This is a genomic window from Aureispira anguillae, assembly GCF_026000115.1.
Taxonomy (GTDB): Bacteria; Bacteroidota; Bacteroidia; order Chitinophagales; family Saprospiraceae; genus Aureispira; species Aureispira anguillae.
Genome location: NZ_AP026867.1, coordinates 7,230,905 through 7,253,177 on the forward strand (window position 1 = coordinate 7,230,905; position 22,273 = coordinate 7,253,177).

General features: G+C 35.4%; 17 protein-coding genes. 5 read left to right on the forward strand and 12 right to left on the reverse strand.

Annotated elements, in window-relative coordinates; all coding sequences use genetic code 11:
- Window positions 1–90: 90 nt before the first annotated feature.
- Both AsAng_RS28110 and AsAng_RS28115 read right to left on the reverse strand, forming a co-directional pair.
- Window positions 91–1,107 (reverse strand): hypothetical protein, encoded by a 1,017-nt coding sequence (locus tag AsAng_RS28110; protein ID WP_264790480.1) that lies wholly within the window; start codon window positions 1,105–1,107, stop codon window positions 91–93.
- Between the two features lie 74 nt (window positions 1,108–1,181).
- On the reverse strand, window positions 1,182–2,099 hold the full coding sequence (locus AsAng_RS28115; protein WP_264790481.1) for a sterol desaturase family protein: 918 nt from the start codon (window positions 2,097–2,099) through the stop codon (window positions 1,182–1,184).
- Window positions 2,100–2,819: 720 nt separating this feature from the next.
- Between AsAng_RS28115 and AsAng_RS28120 the strand changes: the two genes are divergently transcribed.
- Entirely contained in the window at window positions 2,820–3,953 is a 1,134-nt protein-coding gene (locus AsAng_RS28120; protein ID WP_264790482.1) for a tetratricopeptide repeat protein, read from the forward strand.
- Window positions 3,946–4,641 carry a hypothetical protein gene (locus AsAng_RS28125; protein ID WP_264790483.1) on the forward strand — a complete coding sequence of 232 codons (696 nt, stop codon included), beginning with the start codon at window positions 3,946–3,948 and terminating at the stop codon, window positions 4,639–4,641. Before AsAng_RS28120 ends, AsAng_RS28125 begins: the two co-directional genes overlap by 8 nt.
- Window positions 4,642–4,657: 16 nt before the next feature.
- Here AsAng_RS28125 and AsAng_RS28130 read toward each other — a convergent pair whose 3' ends face one another.
- Window positions 4,658–5,650 (reverse strand): NAD(P)-dependent alcohol dehydrogenase, encoded by a 993-nt coding sequence (locus AsAng_RS28130; RefSeq protein WP_264790484.1) that lies wholly within the window; start codon window positions 5,648–5,650, stop codon window positions 4,658–4,660.
- Between the two features lie 310 nt (window positions 5,651–5,960).
- On the opposite strand from AsAng_RS28130, the gene AsAng_RS28135 reads away from it, so the two are divergent.
- A complete protein-coding gene (locus AsAng_RS28135; protein ID WP_264790485.1) occupies window positions 5,961–7,232 on the forward strand; it encodes a glycosyltransferase family 87 protein in 1,272 nt (423 codons plus the stop codon).
- Between the two features lie 13 nt (window positions 7,233–7,245).
- Here AsAng_RS28135 and AsAng_RS28140 read toward each other — a convergent pair whose 3' ends face one another.
- Window positions 7,246–9,042: a helix-turn-helix domain-containing protein gene (locus AsAng_RS28140; RefSeq protein ID WP_264790486.1), complete on the reverse strand. Its 1,797-nt coding sequence runs from the start codon at window positions 9,040–9,042 to the stop codon at window positions 7,246–7,248.
- A gap of 351 nt (window positions 9,043–9,393) precedes the next feature.
- Between AsAng_RS28140 and AsAng_RS28145 the strand changes: the two genes are divergently transcribed.
- Window positions 9,394–11,781, forward strand: coding sequence for a TonB-dependent receptor (locus AsAng_RS28145; protein ID WP_264790487.1), 2,388 nt, complete (start codon window positions 9,394–9,396; stop codon window positions 11,779–11,781).
- A 331-nt stretch (window positions 11,782–12,112) separates the two neighbouring features.
- Entirely contained in the window at window positions 12,113–13,777 is a 1,665-nt protein-coding gene (locus AsAng_RS28150) for an OmpA family protein (protein WP_264790488.1), read from the forward strand.
- A gap of 125 nt (window positions 13,778–13,902) precedes the next feature.
- Here AsAng_RS28150 and AsAng_RS28155 read toward each other — a convergent pair whose 3' ends face one another.
- From AsAng_RS28155 to AsAng_RS28190, 8 genes are all read right to left on the reverse strand, one after another.
- On the reverse strand, window positions 13,903–14,478 hold the full coding sequence (locus AsAng_RS28155; RefSeq protein WP_264790489.1) for a hypothetical protein: 576 nt from the start codon (window positions 14,476–14,478) through the stop codon (window positions 13,903–13,905).
- A gap of 48 nt (window positions 14,479–14,526) precedes the next feature.
- On the reverse strand, window positions 14,527–15,102 hold the full coding sequence (locus tag AsAng_RS28160; protein WP_264790490.1) for a hypothetical protein: 576 nt from the start codon (window positions 15,100–15,102) through the stop codon (window positions 14,527–14,529).
- A gap of 48 nt (window positions 15,103–15,150) precedes the next feature.
- Window positions 15,151–15,642 carry a hypothetical protein gene (locus AsAng_RS28165; RefSeq protein WP_264790491.1) on the reverse strand — a complete coding sequence of 164 codons (492 nt, stop codon included), beginning with the start codon at window positions 15,640–15,642 and terminating at the stop codon, window positions 15,151–15,153.
- A 129-nt stretch (window positions 15,643–15,771) separates the two neighbouring features.
- Window positions 15,772–16,344, reverse strand: a complete 573-nt coding sequence (locus AsAng_RS28170) for a hypothetical protein (protein ID WP_264790492.1) — start codon at window positions 16,342–16,344, stop codon at window positions 15,772–15,774.
- Window positions 16,345–16,463: 119 nt separating this feature from the next.
- Complete coding sequence (locus AsAng_RS28175; protein ID WP_264790493.1) at window positions 16,464–17,039, reverse strand: hypothetical protein; 576 nt, start codon at window positions 17,037–17,039, stop codon at window positions 16,464–16,466.
- Window positions 17,040–18,563, reverse strand: coding sequence for a C2 family cysteine protease (locus AsAng_RS28180; RefSeq protein ID WP_264790494.1), 1,524 nt, complete (start codon window positions 18,561–18,563; stop codon window positions 17,040–17,042).
- A 215-nt stretch (window positions 18,564–18,778) separates the two neighbouring features.
- On the reverse strand, window positions 18,779–21,706 hold the full coding sequence (locus AsAng_RS28185; protein ID WP_264790495.1) for a TonB-dependent receptor domain-containing protein: 2,928 nt from the start codon (window positions 21,704–21,706) through the stop codon (window positions 18,779–18,781).
- A gap of 87 nt (window positions 21,707–21,793) precedes the next feature.
- On the reverse strand, window positions 21,794–22,267 hold the full coding sequence (locus AsAng_RS28190; RefSeq protein ID WP_264790496.1) for a hypothetical protein: 474 nt from the start codon (window positions 22,265–22,267) through the stop codon (window positions 21,794–21,796).
- Window positions 22,268–22,273 lie beyond the last annotated feature (6 nt).

Here is a 22,273-nt window from a genome sequence, read left to right on the forward strand (position 1 = left end):
GACTGCAACTAAAAAATAATGCCTAAATCAACCCTAAATAGCTTAAAAGTAAAAATACAAAAAAAAATTAACCTTCAAATTCTATCTCCATCACTTTTTGCACCAATCATAGAAGTACGATTCATATTTAACACATAAAGAGTCAGGAAAACGAATCATATCACCTACTGCAATTTTTGCTTGGTAGGCAGCACTAATTTTCATGCTTAGGTTATAGACCTCAATACTTTGTTGATCGACCAAGTAAAGGCTGTCCATCCGATAGACCAAACTATCAACATTTAAGTGATAATCATTGTGGTGAATAGGGGGGATCACTTTTTCTTTTTCGTGAGGAGCCATTAATAAGAATCCTAGTAGACCAATGAGGGTAATGAGCAAGCCAATGATTCTATATTCTAGGTACAAACCAACCACAAAACCAGCAATAATTACAACTGCTAATGCTCCTGCAATAATTTTTCGTTGGTTGGGTTTTAGCATCCCCTCGTCAGAACTGCTAGGTGCGTCATCATTTTCAACAAACCATTTCAGCCCAGGTATTCTCGTAATCAAATCTTTATCTTGTGTAATAAAGGTGGGAGGAGCGTATTTGTAACGAGTGATGACTAAGGTTCCTATAATTAAAGGGATTAAAAAGAGTTTGCCAATTTTTGAATTGGACATTCTAAACCAAATAATAGACAGTGGCACCAATACCCAAGCAATTCTAATCATAGAATCTAGGCTATAAATGTCTGTTGCTCCATCCAAACTAGCACTACCAAAAAAACATTTTAAGAGCCACCAATAAGAGGTTAGGGTCAACCAAAGCCATCGTGTCAAAAAGGTAATGCCTATGGTATTGACACCATGAACCAAGGCCACAACATTGAGCATAATATAGATGGCAATGGGAGTAATGATAAACGCAAAAAAGGTACCCACTAGACCACGAGAAATATAAATTGCTTTGTTTACGCCTTGTTCTTCCATTCTATGCCTAAACCTAGAAAGAAGAAAGAGTAAAATTAAGAAGATAATCAACCAAAAGATATAGTTCTGCGGGCTTCTGGCAACTTGCAATAAAAATTCTCCCCAAGAGGAAGATAGGAAGACTGGACTCATGTAATGGTGATTTTTATGCTATGGATAAATGCAGTAGGTTCTAAATTAATAACTATCCAAGAAGTACAAATAGTTCAGGAGCTTTGCTGTTTTTCCCATTCTGCTCGCATTTCATCTGCTGTTGCAGTACTGCCATCGTGACTCCATCCAGGAGGCAAAAAAATATACTTGAGTTTGTCCATCAGGCTAGGGGCTTTCCGAATGTCTTTGCCCAAATTGATAAATTCATGGGAAGCAATGCGCAAGGGATTGTAAGTGTCAATATTGGTGGTAATGCCATAAATAACTGGCTCATTGGGGTCTTCCTCCATAAAGGTACCAAACATCCGATCCCAAATAATTAAGATGCCTGCATGATTTCGATCCAAATAAATAATGTTCTTGGCATGGTGTACTCGGTGGTGTGAAGGCGTATTAAAGATAAATTCAAACCACCTAGGAAAACGTTGGATGTACTTGGTGTGAATCCAGAATTGGTAAATTAAACTAATGGATAATTGAGTTAGTATCATGATCGGATGGAACCCCAAAAAAGGCAACCAAATATACCAAATATACTTGTAAAAAAGCTCTGCCCAACTTTGGCGCAGTGCTGTACTTAGGTTATAGTGCTGTGAAGAATGATGATTGACATGCGCTGCCCAAAGTACACGGATTTGATGAGAAAAACGATGATGCCAATAAAATGTAAAATCATCTAAAAAGAACAATAAAACCCAACCCAACACGGTATAAGATAGCGCTTCTTTCCAGATACCATAGTGGTTATAAATTAACCAAAAAGAAGCCAATGCTATAGACTTGGTCAGTAGATCGATAATAACAGATCCTAACCCCATTGATATACTAGCTACAGCGTCTGGAAGTAGATAATTGTCGGCACGTTCTTTATAATTGAGATAGGCTTCGATTGCTATCAGTAGCGCAAATATAGGTACTGCAAAAGCAACAGGATTCTTAAAAGCTAAGACTGGTTGAATAAATTCCCACATAAGATAAATTGATTATTTTGATTGATTGCATTTTAGTTGATGTTCAAAATACACATTTCTTGCTCAATCTGATATACGAATAAAACGAAGATTGTATTAGGAAACAAAAAAAGATCAAATATTGAACGATTCTAATGATGCACAAAGATAGGTTAATGTAGAGGTATAATTAATTTTTTGGTTGAAAATGAAAACTCTAGCTTATTTCCTGCTATAAAATCCAGAAATCTCTTTATTTTTTATGGTTCTTTGACAACTCTATCACGACCACGGAGAACCCAGTTTGCTGGCTGACGAGTGATAACGAACCGACCTCAGGATGCTCATAAGCGCTAGCGCACTAGCTAACCTAGCAGCGCAGCTAAGTAAATTGTGTGCTACTAATAGCATTACTCTGTTGAAAAATCCACGAAGTATTATATATTATATACTGTAAGGTAAAATTATTCTATTTGGGGATAGTAGAACCTAGACGATATAGCTGCAATTCATGCCTATATCGTCTAAAAGTGAAGCGATCTAATTTTTTTCTAAAATCTAATACCCAAATGGCATAATTAAGACCATTCATTAAAATTTCCATACGATTGAGCTGTCAAAGAACGTTTTTATAAAAAAAGGAACACTTTTATCGTTAAAATCCAAAGTGTATTGTTTTAGCTAGAATATAAGGGGCTCATTAACGGCGTATTACACTTCTCATTTATAGACCCAATGATTATGCGATTACTTATTCACCTATTGTTATGCTTTATCTGTTGTACTCAAATTCTTTTGGGGCAGATCAAACCATCTGTTGATAAAATGTCATGGGATGATTTGATAAGCATTGTAGATGAATACCAACAAAAAGGCTGGTATGCCAAATCATTGCCTTATGCATTGAGAATGCGAGAACTGGCAACAGATCGTTATGCCAAAAAAGGAACAAGATATGCGATGATTTTGCGCAAAACGGTTCAAGCGAGCGAGGCCGTTGAGGACTGGATGCTTAGTCAAACGATTCGAAAGGAGTTGGTTGCCATTTCTGCGCTCTTGTATGGCAAAAAATCAGTGGATTATGCCGAAGCATTGGTGCATTTGGCAAAAGTGAAAATGAAATTAGGGCAGTATAAAGAAAGCGAAAACTTGTGCTGGCAAGTTAAAAACATAAAACTTCAAAACCCGCTCAACCAACAATATTATCCTGTACAGTTTTTTAATCGTTCTATCGACCAAATTAGAGATAAGGGGCAAAGAAAAAGAGCCTATCGGGTTTATTTTGAAGTGAAAATAATTTTTATTCATAGTTTAATTACCTTGTCTTCTAATTATTTAGCAAGGGGAGAGCACCAAGCCTATGAACTGACAAATGAATCCGCTTTAGAAGAAACAGCAAAACTGATTCGTTATGTATTAAATAGTGCTGGAGGGGTGATCTCTGATGAAGTAATTACTAACTTAGAGCGGCTGTTTTATATTTTTGACGATTGTGAAAGTTATAAAAAAGGAGAGCAGTTATATCTAACAACCATTGATTTGGCTCGTGGATCTGATTTGTATTTACCGCTAGCGCTTAATTTGGCAACTATTTATACTAGAATAGGGGAGTACACAGGAGCGAGGTTGATGTACACTAAATTGTTGCAAAGAGCAGAAGAAAAATACGGTACAGAAAGTTTGCCCTTTGCGGCTGCCTTAGCGGATCTGGCTAATTTTTATATCTTACTTGAGGATAGCTCAGAAGCTGCTAAATTATACCTAAAAGCCAAAGGAATTGTTTTGCGATTGCAAGGTCGAGAGAGTGAGCTCTATCTGGATTTGAATAAAAAATTGAAAAACGTTTATAGATTTTCACAACAACGAAATGAGTAAATTCTATTGCATATTAGTGTTCATTTTTTGCTCGTTGCTAAGTAGAGCGCAAACGGCTACAGAGGAAGCGTTGGAACGAGCCTGTAGTTGCTTTAATTCGATGGGTTTTGATACGATTCCTTATCAAGAAGTTGTTTCCCTAGCAGATAGTTGCATAGAAGAGGCTTTGTATACCAACCTTACAGGAGTTTTGAAAGAAAATAATGCTAATTTGGAGGATAGTGATGCTATGTTTAAGGTGGCTCAGGTGTTGCATCGTTCGCTTATAAAAAACTGTAACGGCTTTCGGCAATTTTCGAGACGAATAGCAACGCAAGAAGTAGAGGAAGTTAAGCAAGAAAATAAGACCAACGTAGGTTTGTTGTACCAACTCAATACCAATCAACAATTTCCTATTTTTACCATCTTAACGGAGGATAACCAAGCCTTGGACTTTGTGTGGTTTCGAGAATTTGATGGTTCTACTCGTTTTATGAATGGAATCAAAGCGTATCAACATACCGTGGTAGAGATTGTATGGCGAGATATTGAATTATACGATGTCGTCACTCAAAAATATCCTTTTTATAAAGAAATAATATTGATCGAGGAATTGAGGGTGCTTGAAAACAAAGAACGAAAGGCTTGGATTAAGGGCTATCAGCAAAAATTGAGAGATAGTGGAAAAAAAAGAAAAGAAAAAAGGTGATTGTTAAATCACCTAATCAATGCTCAGGAACCACCACCACATTTCCCTTTTTATGCCCTTTGTCAACATACTGATGAGCTGCTGCTGTTTGCGCTAAGGGGTAAGATTTGTCTATAATAGATTTTATTTTTTCCGTCTGAATCAATTCCGTTACCTGTTGAAGAAGTATTCGTAAGGCTGGGGTAGGAAGTGCTCCTGTTGCTGAAAATTTTGCCTTTTTGCTTCCAAATATAGCCGTTTTCATAACGTTTAGCAGTAATGAAAAACTAAGAACAGGAGAAAGGTACAGTCCATTAGTTGTTAACGATTTTTTACAGCTAGAAAATGAAAGCTTACCTACGGTATCATAAATAATGTCGTAGTGTTTATTTTGTTGAGTGAAATCAGTGGTTGTGTAGTCAATTACGTGATCTGCGCCCAAGGATTGTACCAATTCTAGGTTATTGCGACTGCATACTCCTGTTACTTCTGCTCCAAAATATTTGGCGAGTTGAACGGCTGCGGTGCCCAAGCTTCCAGAAGCACCATTAACCAAAACGGTTTGACCAGCTTGTATATTGGCTAACTCTTTTAGAAAGTTTAGCGAGGTCATAGGACCATCACAAATGGTAGCAGCGGCGGCATAGCTTATGTTTTGAGGTTTATGTGCAATGACTCCTGCTGCATCCACACATACATATTCCGCATTGGCACCAAAACCAAGCGTTGTTTCTCCAAATACTTGATCGCCTACGCTAAATGTTTTGACAGCTTTACCCATAGATTCAACGGTTCCAGCAAAGCCTGTTCCTGGAATGGGGTTTTTAGGTTTGAATAATCCTATAAAAAAACGAGCAAAGAAAGGAGTGCCTTTTCGCATAAAACCATCAGCAGCCGTTACAGCAGCAGCGTGTATTTTTATTAAAACTTCATTATCTTTAGGAATTGGTTTTTCTACTTGTTGAAGCTGGAGTACATCGGGGGCTCCATATTGAGTACATACAATGGCGTTCATTTTGGTAATAGTCATCTGTTTTATCGTTTAAGTTGGTAAATTGCTTAATGATATGCCTCAAAGGTAGCGTAAGACCAATTAGGAATCGTTCTAGTTTTTAAATCCGAACGTTTTTAATGAAAGGAGTAGCGAGAATCAACCCAATAAAAAATAATGGTTCTTTGATAAATGGTGTGGAATAGAAAACTATCTTGCCTGCTTATTACTACCTTTGTTATAAGTCGTAAGCCGTATGCTTAGTTCCTGTAAATACAGGACATACGACTTACGACCTATAACTTTACCAGCCTCAAAAAAGTAATTTACAATCAAAGGAATAGATTTTATGAATCGAAAATACCTAATCATTTTTATCCTCCCACTTATTTATATTGTAACCAAAGCGTATAGTATGGGAAATGATATTAATGTCTATTTGCATGCATCCGAGCAACTCAGTAGAGGGGAGAATATATACAGTAACAATCTTTACAATAGATACCTGTATAGCCCTTTATTTGCATTGCTGCTTAGACCATTTTCAATATTGCCCTACGAATGGGGGCGTGTTATTTGGGCTTTGGTCAATACTTTGGCTGCCTTGCGCTGTTGGAAAATACTAAGGAATATTCTAGAGAAAGAATTGGATATAGATAGGGCTAGTTTAAATCGCTGGTCTTGGGGTGTTTTATTACTTTCTGCTGGCTTTTTTAACAACAATCTAATTCTAGGTCAGATCACCATTTTTATTGTGTGGTTAACCCTAGAAGGAGTCTATCAGATCTTAATCAAGGAAAAAAATTGGCTAGGCAGCACGCTTCTTGCGTTAGGAATTAATATAAAGATAATGCCCATATTATGTTTGTACTACTTGTTCTTTAAATTTAAATGGGCGGCTGTTCTAATGACCACATTTTTAGTAGTTGTTAGTTTGTTTTTACCAGCCTTATTTATTGGCAATAATTATAACAATGAATTATTGGTGAATTGGAAAAACCAAATTAACCCATCAGGAGAGCGCTATGTTTTTGAAGCAGACAACAGTTGTCATTCGCTCAATGCACTTTTACCAGGTTATTTTTACGATTTTGGGCAGGAAGAGGATAACCATCTATATGGTTTGAAAAGAAAGATTGCCTTATTTTCTTATGATAGCTTATTGCTCATTTTACAACTTAGTAGATTTTTATTGCTTCTTTCAGTGTTGAGGTTGATCTTTTATACCTCCAAGCGACAAAAACATCGATCGTTATATTTCTTTTGGGAAATCTCGTACTTAATGTTAGTCTCATTCCTTTTATTTCCTCATCAGCTTAAATATGCAATGATGTACTTTGTACCTGCGGGATCTTATATGATTATGTATATACTATTCGTACACCAAGCACAAACAGAAGCACCTTGGGGGAAAAAAATGATTGCTATTTTAGCCTTTGTCTTGATGGCTGCATTAGCTATAATGGGGCGAGATATTATTGGGGATGTATTGATTAATATTGCAGACTATTATCATGTCATGGGAATTATTACGATTGTCTTTTTATTGCTATTAAATAAAATAGAACCTGATGATTTAATCCATTTAAATAATTCCACAAAAAAAACTACAGCAGCTTAAAACGGTTAAAAAATTATTGAGTGAGTGTTTTCCAATAAGCTTTAGGCGTAATGCCCATTTTTTTCTTAAAGAAAGTATTAAAAACAGTTTTAGAATTAAAACCACTTTCATAAGCCAGTGCTAGAATGGTCAAATGGCGTAAGTTGGGATTAGCCGCTTTGGATTTAAAACTTTCTATTCGATAAGAATTAACATAAGCTGCAAAATTTTTGTCAAAACCTTCATTGAGCAACTGTGATAGTTGATTGGGGGGAATGTTTAACATTTGAGCCAAGCTTCGAAGCGTCAAATCAGGATCAAGGTAAGGCTGTTTTTCTTGCATTAACTTTTCTAGTTGTTGCTGGTACTGTGCTAAACTTGTTTTATTGAATAAGGACTTTTTGTACTTTCTTTTGGAAAGCCCAAAACTTGTTTTTTTGCCCAAAATTTCTTGCATCAAGGCTTGAAAGCGAGGCATTGAACGAAGAGGCTTGAGCAGTGGTTCTGTATACAACAGCAATAACATTGGCAAACGAAGCTTAAGCCCTTGTTCCATTAGCTGAATGGCTTCTTCCTTTTTGTCCAACATGGTTTTGCATAGAATTAAAGAGATTAATGCATTTCCCATAGCGGCAGTTTCTAAGGCTGCCTCTAATTCTTTTATACCTAAAGCCGCCTGTTCTAAATCGCCCAATGCTGCATAGGCTAATGTCAGTCCTTCCAATTTAGTCAAACTCCCTGAATTGTCATCAGGAAGGTTTTGATAAAACGCCAACCCTTCAGACAAACGCCCCATTAGCAACAGGCTGCGTCCCCATTCAGCTTGTAGGATGGTTAGGTCAGCTTGCAATTGAAGACTTTTTTCAAAATGGGGAATGGCTTGTTCAAATTTTTCTTGTAAATAAAAAATAAAGCCTTTAAAATGATGATTAATAGCCGAAAATGGATCAAGTTGAAGGGCTTTGTCAATATAATTGAAGGCCGCTTCGAATTTCCCTTCAACCGATAAAACACTAGCCATTGTTAGATAAATATGATCTGCTGGGCGTATGTTTAGGGCCTTGTTTATATGCCGATAAGCCGCTTCCAAGTCCCACTTTTGCCAGCAGCAAATCCAAGAAAGGTTCAATTGAGATTCTGGTAAATTTTCATCGAGTTCAATTGCTTTCTCCAGAAAAGGTCTTGCTTTGGCAAAGGCTTCGTGAGCAGGGATTAATCCCATTGTGCCAATAAAGGTATAACCTTGATTGATGCCCAAGTAAGCCAGCGGGAAATTGGGCTGTGCAGCAATTACTTCTTTCAAAATGTCAATCCCTTTTAGCGTGCCAGGCAAGTTTAATTTCATCAAATGAAACCGACCTTTTAGATAGAGTTGGTAGGTTTCAATGGGAATATCAAGCTGATCAACCAAGTGATCTTCTATCTCAAAATGTCCGATATGTTCCCGTAATTTATCCGCAATTAACAGACTAATTTCATCTTGAACCGCAAAAATGTCATCGATGGATCGATCAAAGGTATCGGACCAAAAATGAAAATCGTCTGAAACATCAATTAATTGTGCAGTAATGCGCATTTTATTGCCCGACAAGCGAACGCTACCTTCCAGAATTGTCGAAACATTAAGCTGTTGACCAATTTGAGGGATTGGAATATTTTTATTTTTGAAGAAAAAAGAAGAAGTCCTTGAGGTAACTTTTAGCCGTTTGATCTTGGCTAGAGCATTGATGATTTCCTCTGTCATTCCATCGCTAAAATATTCGTTCTCTTTGTTTGAACTCATGTTAACAAAAGGAAGTACAGCAATAGACTTGGCTGGTTTGATACGCATAGTGCTTGGCAATTGAATCGTTTTATAACTTGTTTTTTCAAAGAAAACCTTTGGTAAGCCCCAAAATGAAATTCGTTACAATTGTATTTTGAGTTGAAATACAGATCAAAGATATTTACTTGGTTACTTATGTCATAAAAAGGTGAAGATGGATTGCTTTAAGAATTTAGTGTTGCTTATCTTTTCTATAAAGGTTAAAAAAGTATAACTTCACGCTTAAAGTAAGCAAAATAGCATAATTTGCAGTTGTACTAAAAAATATTTCTAAAATAAAATTAGACGATCAATGCTAAAAGCTGTATCCCCAACTACAATTTCTTTGGTAAACGTCTAGTAAAAAAATGTTTGGTAATGAAGTTATATCTTAATGGGCTGTTAATCCTAACATTCCTATTGATGAGCCAGTTCACAATGGCTCAAAAAGGTGGTATCCGAGGGACTGTTTTTGACAAAACAACTGGTGATCCTATGATTGGGGCTACAGTATACTTAGAAGGAACAGAACATGCAGCGGCCACAACCATTGATGGAGATTACAACATTTCTGGTGTACCTGTTGGGGAATATGTTTTAAAAGTTATGTTTTTGGGGTATGACTCTATCTCAATGGAATTGTCTATAGGAAGAAAGATGATTAACCAAAACATATTGATGGAAGAATCTTCTTCGGAAATTGATATTGTACAGGTAGATGCAAAAAAAACAGCAGCTCAAAATGATGTATTGGTCTCTGTTACTCGTATAACTCCCAAGGAAATTAATAGAATTCCTGCTGCGGGTGGAGAAGCTGATTTTGCACAATATTTACAAGTTATACCAGGGATTGTTTCTACTGGAGATCAAGGAGGACAATTATATATTCGTGGTGGTGCTCCTGTTCAAAATAGGGTGTTGCTAGATGGAATGACCTTATTTAATGCCTTTCACTCTATTGGCTTTTTCTCTGTTTTTGAAACCGATATTATTCGTAGTGCAGACGTATACACAGGAGGCTTTAGCGCCAAGTATGGTGGTCGATCTTCCGCAGTAGTAGACATCAAAACACGTGAAGGAAACAAAACACGTTTTGCTGGGATGATTAACGTTAACCCTTTTGTAGCCAAGGGGCTTTTTGAAGGACCAATTGCTCGATTGAGTGAAGACGATGGATCTAGTATTTCTTTCTTGGTAACGCTTAAGCACTCTTATTTAGGACAAACGTCTCCTATGTTGTATAGTTATGCGAACGAAGCAGGAACCTTACCTTATAATTTTACCGATGGTCATGCTAAAATTTCGTTTAATTTAGCGAATGGTAGCCGTATTAATGTATTTGGTTTTTATCATTCAGATGAAGTTCATTATCCTGATTTGGCAGCTTATGATTGGAATGCAGGAGGTGGAGGAGTCGATTTTAGAATTGTTCCAGGTGGGGCACAATTGGCTTTAAATGGCACAATTGCTTATTCTACTTATGGCGCCAATTTTAATGAGTTGGGCAACTTGGCTAAGGTGCGCAATAGTAATGTTGGAAGTTTTAATGGAAATTTGAATGTGAGTTACTATTTGCCCAAATCAAGAGTTATTAATTTTGGTGTAGAAATTAACAGTTTAACAACTTCTTTTGAATATTCTACAGGTAGTAATACAGCGGTTACACAAGGAAATAAAGACGCTCCTCAAACCAATATTGAAGCAGCTATCTTTGCGCATTTCCAAGGGCGTTTTGGAACAGTTGTTATTGAGCCAAGTATTCGTATGCAAGCTTATGCTTCTTTGGGAGAGGTAGCAGTAGAACCTCGTTTGGGACTCAAGTGGAACATTACGGATTATTTGCGTTTTAAAGCTGCGGGAGGTTTGTATTCTCAGAACTTGATCTCTTCTGTTGACGAACGAGATGTTGTAAATTTATTTGTTGGTTTCTTAGGTGCTCCTGATGATGGGGTTTATCGTTTGAGTGTGAATGATAATGGTGATCGTACCTATACGAAAACAAAGAGTCGTCTACAAACTTCTATTCATGCTATTGCAGGGTTTGAAGTAGACATTACCAAATATGTTACCTTGAATGTGGAGCCTTATTATAAATTCTTCCCACAGATTGTTTCTTTGAATAGAAATAGAGCTGCATCTGATGTCGGTAAGAATTTCTTAGCAGAAACAGGACATGCTTATGGGGTAGATTTTTCTGCTACTTTTGAAAAAGATCAATTATATCTTTATACGGCTTATTCTTTGGGATATGTAACTAGAGATGATGGAGTACAAACATTTTTTGCGCATTTTGATCGTCGTCACAATGTCAATTTTGTTGGTTCGTATAAGTTTAGAATTGGAAAAATTAAGCCAGCATCAGAGGATGATAAAATCAAAAAACGCACAGAATATCCTTTTGAAATAGGAGTACGTTGGAACTTGGGAACTGGTTTTCCTTTTACTCGTACTCAAGGATTCTATGCGAATCAAACGTTCAGTGGAGGAATTAGCACCAACTATCTAACCGACAATACAAATCCCAACACTACTTTAGGCGTTATTTATGAAGATGAAATCAATCAAGGAAGGTTGCCTGTTTATCATCGATTAGATTTTTCTATTAAGTATACAATTGACCTAGTTAAGCACATGAAATTAACGCTTGGTGCGAGTGTCACAAATCTTTACAATAGAGAAAATATATTCTATTTTGATCGTATAGAATACAAGCGAATCAACCAACTTCCAATTATGCCTGCTTTAAATGTAAATTTAAAATTCTAGATCACTTCTAATTAAAAATAAGCTATTAAAATGGGGGATTTAACCTATCTCTGATAGCGGTATTCAGCATAAAAAAAGCTAATGATTTCGATCATTAGCTTTTTTTTGGATTACTTTTTTACGAAAACGGAGAATAAGTACCTGTTTCTAACAAAAATCTTAATTTTTTGCTTAGATTAATCGCAAGTTTTATGGATATGTCAATCTCAACCAATACTTTTGCAATTACGTGACATTCGTTACAACTATAACCCCCTTACATTTTTAGTGAAATCCCTGTTTAATACACTTATATTCGCCACCAAATTATCTAATAATAAAAAATGTTAAAATGAAGAAGTTATTTTTAGGCTGTTTCCTAATGCTTTGTTGCGCTACCTTTTCTTTTGGTCAAGAGGAAGCCATCATGGACAGTATGGAAGTATTCTTTAAGTTAGACAAGGCTAACTTGTTGGATGAGAGTACAGAAGCTATTACTGCAGCTTTTGAAAAAAACAAAGAAAGAATACTAAAAGTTCGCGTTGCAGGGCACACTTGCGATTTAGGATCTGATAATTATAACATGGGACTTTCAGAGAAACGTGCTAATGCAGCTTTTGAATTTGTAAAAACATTGGGAGATGCTTACCAAGAAAAAACAGAGTTGTTCTTTTATGGTGAGAAAGAGCAAAAATATGATGAAAGAGAGCCTAACCGTCGTGTTCATGTCTTGTTTTACTTAGAAGATGATGACAGAGATACACTCATCAAAAAAGATTGTGCAGAGGCATTCATCGAAAAAGGAACTTATAAGCCTACCAAAACAAAAAAATCTAGCTTTGAATTGAAGTATTTTAACAATAGCAAAACGCTAAAAGCTAACAATATTTCTATCAATGATACAGAAGGACGTAAGTTATACTTTAACTCTATTGTATTCTTCAAAGCTTCTTTTGAAGGAGCTGAATTGGCAGCAAAGAAAGCCGTAAAAATCAAATTGCCATTAGTGAATGAACATAAAGATGGGTATACCTTCTATGAAGGTCAAGATCAAGGTGGTCAAATTGTTTGGAAAAATACGGGGAAACCATGTCAATTGACAGATGGTGCAGATTGCAAAACGTATGATTTTGATTGGATGAACAGTGGTTTTTGTGCTTGTGCTATGCAAAGAGAATGCGAAGAGGATTGTAATCCACGTGCTTTTTCAGAAGTTAGTAGACCTGATTTGACAGCAGCTAATGTTCGTTATAGCGCAGAAAAAACAATTTGTGAGTTTGAAGAAGGTACTTACGCAAATCTAGATGGTGTTACAGTTATTGACGATAACAACAAAGAAGAAGATTTAGACGTTTGTGAGCAATTTGAGTATGGTATTACTACAGATGATTGGTTCCCTAACAGACACAACATGGCAGACAAAAAAAATATTATTGTAAAATCTGAGGCTGCTCCTGCTGGTAAAACTACTCGTTTGTATATTCCTAAAACTTCTGTAGAAGATCTAAAAGAACCTATTGTTTTGGTTGGAGACAGACATGCTAAAGGATATGCTAAATATGCTGACAATGTAGTACGCCCTACAGATTGTTTGGGATCTGTTAATTGCGAATACCTTGTTTACGATGTGCCATCAACTGGTGTTTACAAAGTAGGAGACTGGGACAAAGATGCTACCAAACCTAAGAAAGAAGAGAAATGGATTTTAAAAGTTCGTTTGCTTAAAGAATCAGTAGTATTTGTTGGTAACAAAACTACAGGTGAGGTTTATAAAGCTAAAAATGCAACTCGCAAAAACAAAACAAGACCAAAAGAATACACAATTTATGGTTGTGAAAACGTAGGAGATTTGGTTGTTTATGTACAAAATTCTACTAAGAAGAACTTCAAATTATACCAAGAAGTTAAGCTTACTGACTTGAAGTACAAAAAAGCAGCTAACATGTATGTAATGAGAAGAGTGAAATTTACTAAATGTCAAGATTTTAGTGAAGCACAATTTACAAACTGTAAATAGCCACAAACTAGTTTATAAACAATAAAAAAGCTGTCCGAAATTTATTTTTGGACAGCTTTTTTATATTTAGACTTCTAGATCAGGTCGTTTTTGAATTGAAGCAGTGGACTTATTTGGAGAAAATTCTAATTGATTTCTCGTATAGCCCAGTATTTAACTTTTTTATTCTTTATAACTATGCCATAACAAAATGTTATATACCAGTGCCCTGTATCTTTTAAAGATGTTCTAATAATATTGATATTGACAAGATTTTCCTGTTTGGTACTATCATAATACATGGAGCTCATATCTAGACGAGCAATAAGCGAGTCGTGTTTATTGGAAAAATAGTTATAAGTCCTTTTTTTTATTCCATATTTACAAGGGCTAAATCTACCTTTAACACCACCTTGATATTCTTTGGGTCTGCTTTTTATGGGGCTTCTGTATATACCAGAATCTTCATCTTTTTGATAAAGTTTTCTAATTTCTTTATAATTGGGTATAACATAAATAAAATGGTAATACGCTGCTTGCTCAATTTTTCCCTCAGAAACCAATTGTTTATCCTTAATAAGCGGACGAAAAGGGTAAATACTATCCAAAAAAAACTGCAAGGCAATTTTTTCCTCTTCCAACTTTATTTTTTTTCTTTTTTGAGCTTGACAAAAAATAGAACCAGCTAATAGTGTTATAAAAATCAATAATTTTAGATTCATTTATTCTTGGATGCTAAGGTGACTAAAATACGTTTTGACCTACTTTAGTTAGTAGTTTTCTTGTATAGCCCAGTATTTTACTTTTTTATTCTTTATAACTATTCCATAACTAAAATAAATGTACCATTGATGGGATTTTCTTAAGTTGGTCCTTGTGATGTTAATATTTACCAAACTTTCTTGTTTGGTACTATCATAATACATGGAGCTAATATCTAAACGAGCCATAATAGAGTCACGTTTATTGGAAAAATAGTTGTAAGTCCTCTTTTTTATCCCATATTTACAAGGATGAAATCGACCTTTAACACCACCTTGATATTCTTTGGGTCTGCTTTTTATGGGGCTTCTGTATATACCAGAATCTTCATCTTTTTGATAAAGTTTTCTAATTTCTTTATAATTGGGTATAACATAAATAAAATGGTAATACGCTGCTTGCTCAATTTTTCCCTCAGAAACCAATTGTTTATCCTTAATAAGCGGACGAAAGGGGTAAATACTATCCAAAAAAAACTGCAAGGCAATTTTTTCCTCTTCCAACTTTATTTTTTTTCTTTTTTGAGCTTGACAAAAAATAGAACCAGCTAATAGTGTTATAAAAATCAATAATTTTAGATTCATTTATTCTTGGATGCTAAAGTGACTAAAATACGTTTTGACCTACTTTAGTTAGTAGGTTTCTCTTATAGCCCAGTGCTTTATTTTTCCATTTCTTACAACTACTACATAACTAAAATAAATGTACCATTGATGAGATTTTCTTAGATTTGTTCTTGTTACATTAATATTTACAAGATTTTCCTGTTTGGTACTATCATAATACATGGAGCTCATTTCCAAAAAAGTCACAGTAGAATCACGTTTGTTGGTAAACCAAAGATCAGTCCTTTTTTTTATCCCATATTTGCAAGGATTAAATCGACCTTTTCTCTGATAGATCCTCATTCCATTTCTTTCTTTAGAATGTGTTTTGATACCCCCTTCTTCTTCCAATTTTGTTAGCTCTATTATATCTCTATAAAAAGGAATGACATAGAAGAATTCTCTATAAGAAGCTTCTATTATTTTTCCTTCAGAAACCAGTATTTTACCCTTAATAAGTGAACGAAAAGGGTAAATACTATCCAAAAAAAACTGCAAGGCAATTTTTTCCTCTTCCAACTTTATTTTTTTTCTTTTTTGAGCTTGACAAAAAACAGAACCAGTTAATAGTGTTATAAAAATCAATAATTTTAGATTCATTTATTCTTGGATGCTAAGGTGACTAAAATACGTTTTGACCTACTTTAGTTAATAGGTTTCTCGTATAGCCCAGTATTTAACTTTTTTATTCTTTATAACTATGCCATAACAAAAAACAATGTACCATTGATGAGATTCTCTTAGATTGGTTCTTGTTATGAGAATATTGACAAGGTTTTCCTGTTTTGTACTATCATAATACATGGAGCTCATTTCTAAAAAAGCTACAGTAGAATCACGTCTGTTGGTAAACCAAGGATCAGATCTTTTTTTTATCCCATATTTAGAAGGACTAAATCTGCCTTTTCTCTGATAGATCCTCATTCCATTTCTTTCTTTGGAATGTGTTTTGATAACTCCTTCTTCTTCCAATTTTGTTAGCTCTATTATATCTCTATAAAAAGGAATAGTATAAAAGAAGTTTCTATAAGGAGACTCTATGATGTCTCCCTCAGAAACCAGTACTTTATCCTTGATAAGCGGACGAAAAGGGTAAATACTATCCAAAAAAAATTGGAGGGCAATTTTTTCATCTTCAAACTTTATTTTTTTTCTTTTTTGAGCTTGACAAAAAACAGAACCAGCTAATAGTGTTATAAAAAACAATAGTTTTAGATTCATTTATTCTTGGATGCTAAGGTGACTAAAATACGTTTTGACCTGACTAGGGCTGATTTCTAGATGCTGCTGCCCATGAGGATTGTACAAGAAAATAGCATAAGACTTCATTTATTTTCTCTTTAGTAGGTTTCTCGTATAGCCCAGTATTTAACTTTTTTATTCTTTATAACTATGCCATAACAAAATGTTATATACCAGTGCCCTGTATCTTTTAAAGATGTTCTAATAATATTGATATTGACAAGATTTTCCTGTTTGGTACTATCATAATACATGGAGCTCATATCTAGACGAGCAATAAGCGAGTCGTGTTTATTAGAAAAATAATTGTAAGTCCTTTTTTTTATCCCATATTTACAAGGACTAAATCTACCTTTAACTCCCCCTTGGTATTCTTTGGGTCTGCTTTTTATGGGGCTTCTGTAGATGCCAGAATCTTCATCTTTTTGATAAAATTCCCTGATTTTTCTATAATTAGGTATAAGATGGACAAAAGCATAATAACTAGCATGCCATATTTTTCCCTCAGAAACCAACTGTTTATCCTTAATAAGCGGACGAAAGGGGTAAATACTATCCAAAAAAAACTGCAAGGCAATTTTTTCATCTTCCAACTTTATTTTTTTTCTTTTTTGAGCTTGACAAAAAACAGAACCAGCTAATAGTGTTATAAAAAACAATAATTTTAGATTCATTTATTCTTGGATACTAAGGTGATTAAAATACGTTCTGACCTGACTAGGGCTGATTTCTAGATGCTGCTGCCCATGAGGATTGTACAAGAAAATAGAATCATTCTGTACCCTATCTAAGGTGTAGGCATGTCCTTCAAATAAGATTTGAGTAGCATCTGTTGTATTGGGTAGTGGAATTTGAATAGGATTTTCATCCTTGCCGCTAGAAGAAAAAATCACAGGCTGCTTTTTGTCTAAAGCTTCTAATAATCGTGCCATCAAATCCTCCTTTTGATAAAATGTAGGATCTATTGTTTTAGCCTCTTTGCCCGTTAGAGTGGCTAGGGCTTCTGTAGGCGTTCCTCCTTCTATATTATCATAGCCTCCCAATAGTTGAGCATAAGCCTTTTCTACAACAACTGCCCAAAGTTCGCCATCTGCCAGCCCCTGATATAAAGGACGACCAGTCCTATCTGTCAGCACTTCAGGACTTACTGTAATATTGACCTTTGTTCTTTCTTTTGAAGCTCTATTTAATCTAGGATAAAAGGTCACGACATAATTGTCCCCCTCTTTCTGGACAATACTATCCTCATTTTTCCCATCAAATAAGTTAGGATTGCTTTTAGCCAATGCTCCCATAGAAGAAAGTAAATAACAATCGCCTGTTTGTCCTTGATCTATATCATTTAATTCAACGGCTTCACAATCTCCATTCCCAAGCTTAGCTAGAGGTAATGGGCTATTATTCCAAGAACTGTTGTCTGCATGTTCTGGTAGAGGCTCTGGGTTCTCATCCATACAAGGAGAATCTTGTTCCCTCTCAAGCACTTGTTCCAATCTTTTTGTTACTTCTTGTTCTAGCTGTATCATTCTACCATCTTCTTTCCAATCATTGCGTATTCTTTCGATTTGCTTTTTATAATGATTCTTTAGTTCTTGATCACGAATAATGTGGTCATAAATATCATTTAATCCCCCTTTGGGGGTTTCTAATAGTTCTCTAAGCTTTTTTAGTTGTTCTAGATCACTACTATTGGTAAGAGAACTGGCTGTATTTTCTTGGATGTTTCCATGCCGTATTGCGGCTTCCAATTCCCTATATCTCCTTAGGACACGACTAAATTCTGCTCCTCCTATTTTATGGTTCATCTCCATTTCTTTGGAGTAGATAATAAACCATATTCCTTCCTCTGTAGAACTATATTTATTCCCAATAGAAGGAGAGGGCGAGCCATCACTATTCCAGTTTAAGAGAATACCATGATTGTAATACAGGTATCGTTCTGCCTCCTCTTTGTATTGTTGCAGTACTGCTTTTTTTATTCTAAAGATTTGTCCACTCTCAATAGGTTTATTTCTTTTTCCAATAATTTCCTGAGCAAGTTTCCTTTCTATTGTTTCTATCTTTTTGAAAATTTCATCCAGTTGCTTTTGCTCATCAGGATCAATTGTCCCATCATCTTCAAAAAGCTTTTTATAGCGTTTAGCTTCTTTTTTGGCTTTCCTTAAAAATGCTTTTAATTGTTTTAGGCTATCACTCATCTGTCTTGGATTGTTTTACCCCATGCTATGCTGTTAATTAGGGGAAATTATTCTTATTTTGATAGAATGATCTTATAATCAATGCTTAATGATAAGTATAAAAATCGTATAACCAAAGGTTTGTAAATAAAAATAGAAGTTTTTTATATAACAAGAATAAAAAAAGCCACATTCAATTTGTTTGAATGTGGCTTTTGTATTTGAGTTAGGAGCGCTTACTTACTGGTTGTTTCGCAACTGGTAGCATTGGTTTTATTAGCTTTGAGGTGATCGGCATCATAGCCTGCTTTGGCAATCGTTTTCTTTATTTTTAGTGCAGAAATTTTTTCTTGTATAAATTGTACTTCAATGCTTTGATTGCTAGCATCAGCAAAGACATTTTGAACGCCTTTTAGTGGATATAAAGCATTTTCAATTGTTCTTGCACAACCTTTACAGGTGTTAGAACTTTTAATTCGTATAGTGGTCAGTGTGTATTTTGGCTTTCCATCTCTATGCCCACTCCCTTTTTGGCAGCAAGCAGGCAAGGCTTGATAGACAGTTGAACGGGCGGGAATATCATCTGCATCATACCCTGATTCAGCAATAAGCGTTCGTATTGCAGCGACTTGTATTTTGGTTGGATCATAAATTACTTCCAAAATTTGGGTTTCTACCACTAAGTTTACTTGTTCAATTCCATCTGCTTTTGATAATGCAGTGCGCATAATACCCTCACAAGTCCCACACTGAGACGATGTTTTGATCATAATTCTGCGTTGATGTTCTTCTAGCAACCAAGCTTTTTCTGTGGTAGGAGTTTCTGAAATAGCAGAAGTCGCAGAACAAGAGCTTACAGGGGCAAAACGTTCTTTTCCCTGAAAAGTGTATTTAACACCTGCATAGACCTGCGCCCCAAAAACAGGAGCAAAAATAGAAGAAGCATCAAAGTTTGCATAGTTGTTGGTCGTAGAAGTACCGAATGGGTCTTGAAAGCCTAAAATAGGCTGCTCTTGCGTATAATTGGTTAAGTTTTCACCTCCAATATAAATTTCCCAACCTCCTTTGAAAAACTTCGAAATATGGGCATTTAGGCGCAGATAAGTAGGGCTATATTCCTCTAGGCGATACGCAGGCAAATCGTCGCCATAAGGAGGATGGAGGTGCGGAATACGCTGGGGACCAATGATATTTAATGTGATGTTAAATTCCCACTCTTTTTTGGGAGTAGTGTAGTTTAGGTGAATGAGTCCTCTATGTTGTGGCATCAAAGGCATTTCGTGTAAAATGCTGCCATAAGTCATGCGTACATCATTAAATTTATAGGCAATTCTAGCTTCCAAACCTTTTACAATATCTTGGCTGTAAGAAACTAAAATGCTATTGGCAAAAGATTGTCCCTTTAGATTATAAAACTGAATTTTAGTATAGGTAGGATCAGAATCTAAATCCGCTACCAATTGATTTTCAAAATCTGTTCTATAAACATCAATATTTAAACTCCCTTCATGTTTCGGGCTTAACTTAAAATTCCATGCAAAATTAACCCCATAATTCCATGCTACTTCAGGTAGAATAGTTTCCAAAACCGTAAATGCTTTATAATTAGGCATATACTTTAGATTTTCTATAAAAAGATTGGCTGTACGCACACCACGTCCGCCAGAAGCACGAATAACCATGTCTTCTGTAAAATTGTACTTGAGATTTAATCTAGGAGCTAGATAAGCATTTGTGAATTGAGAAGTATGGATTAAATCTGTACGGAGACCTAGGATCAAGCCAAAAGCACTTCCTTGTTCTTCATTGATTTTTTTGGTAAAATCATACTCTGCATAGACGGCTGCTAGATGCTCTGTTCGATCATTGTTAATGTCTACAAATTGTTCTTTAAAATCTACTAAATCATAAGCTAGCCCAGTACTCAGATTATGTGCTTTATTCCCTAAGTTAGTTTGAAAAACAAAATTGGTATAAAAGCGTTTTTGCAATCCTGTATATTGTTTGTCCCCAAAAAAAGAGTTGTGTTGGTGGATATTAGCATCATAAACAATTGCAATGCTTTGATTGGGGTTGCTAAATCCAAAATAACCTAATTTACCAAATGCACTAATTCTTCGAATTTCGCTATTGACTTGATATAAACGACTAGCAGGTTGTCCAAAAACATTTTGGAAACTGCTAAGGGTTTGCCCCCCACTTCTATTGTCCAAAATGCCTTGAACATTTAACTCAAAATGCAATGATTTGGGTTTGTATACCCAGCGAGAAATAATATTGACCTGTTGCTTTTTGGGAATGTCTAAAAATGAATCTTTGTTATAATCTATCTCTGTACCATAATAATTACCATGCATTAGCAAACCCGTACTCCAGTTTTTTGTCAAACGGTAATTGAATTGGGCATTAAGTTCGATTCTTCCTGTATAATTGGCAAATAAATTTAAAAATAGAAGCGGAGCTTTATAAGGCTTAATCAATTCGGTGTTAATTTGCCCTGTAATGCCCTGCACGCCTTTTTTGACCGAACTAGCACCTTTGGAAATTTGGATTGCTTCAATAAACGTACCTGGGATATATTCCAAACCAAAAGCACGACCTAAGCGATTGAAGGTAGGGCGATTTTCGATTAACATTTGGGTATAGGTCCCTCTAAGTCCTAGCATTTCTATTTCCTTTGCTCCTGTAACCGCATCTGAAAAGTTAATGTTTACTGTAGCATTATTTTCAAAACTTTCAGATAAATTACAACAAGCAGCTCTACGAAGCTCACCTGTTCCAATATTTTCAACATTAAGTGGATCTAGGGTAGAAGTGAAGCTGCTACGCTTTTTGGTTTCGACAACAATATCATCTAAGGTTGTATTTTCTTCTACAATTAATTTCAGACGATCTTCTTGGGGCAATATTTCAACCTGAACGGTTTCATACCCAACATAATTGATTTCTAAAAAATAAGGATGAATGGTGTCTAAGCGAGGAATGGTAAACCAGCCATCAATATCCGTAATGGCTCCAATAGTAGTGTCTTGCCAGTTGACTGTTGCGCCAATTAAAGGTTCATCGGCTTTATTAACAACCATTCCTGAGAAGGTTAATGGTTGATCTTGAGCAATACTTTGTACAGACAAAAATAATGCAATATATAAGAATAAATATTTCATTGTGTTGTTAAATTTTAACGATAAAAAACAAATCTCTCCTATAAAGCTTGTTTGCCTTATAGGTAATAAAAGGATTGTTCTATGATTCTAACAACGATATATTTGAAACCAATTCTGTATAGAGCTACTGTATCTAGGAGGAGCTTTATTTAAATTATTATGAACGGCAATTATTTGTGGAAGAACAATTGGTGCGCTATAATAAACAGGTGGGGAAAAATAGACCCATGGCAAAGGATCGCCAACGGTTGGCAACTCTAAATCATGACTCAGATTTAGATTAATATTTGCTTTGGAATATTTAAAAATAGGTGAACAACAATCCTTATTCGCTAGAAAAGGCGATTTCTTATGGCAAGTAGAAGTTGTGTGTGCTTGGGGGCTAGGGGTAGCGCAACAACTCTTTTTTGCTTGTTTTGCAGCTTTAATTTTGCAACATTCTAAGTCAAGTTTAGAGGCTAACATGGCTAGATATTGTTGCCCTGTACAGTTGCACAACATCATATTCATACTAATTCCTGTTGTTGAAATTAGTACTAAAAAGGCTAAAATAAGTGCCATTGTTTT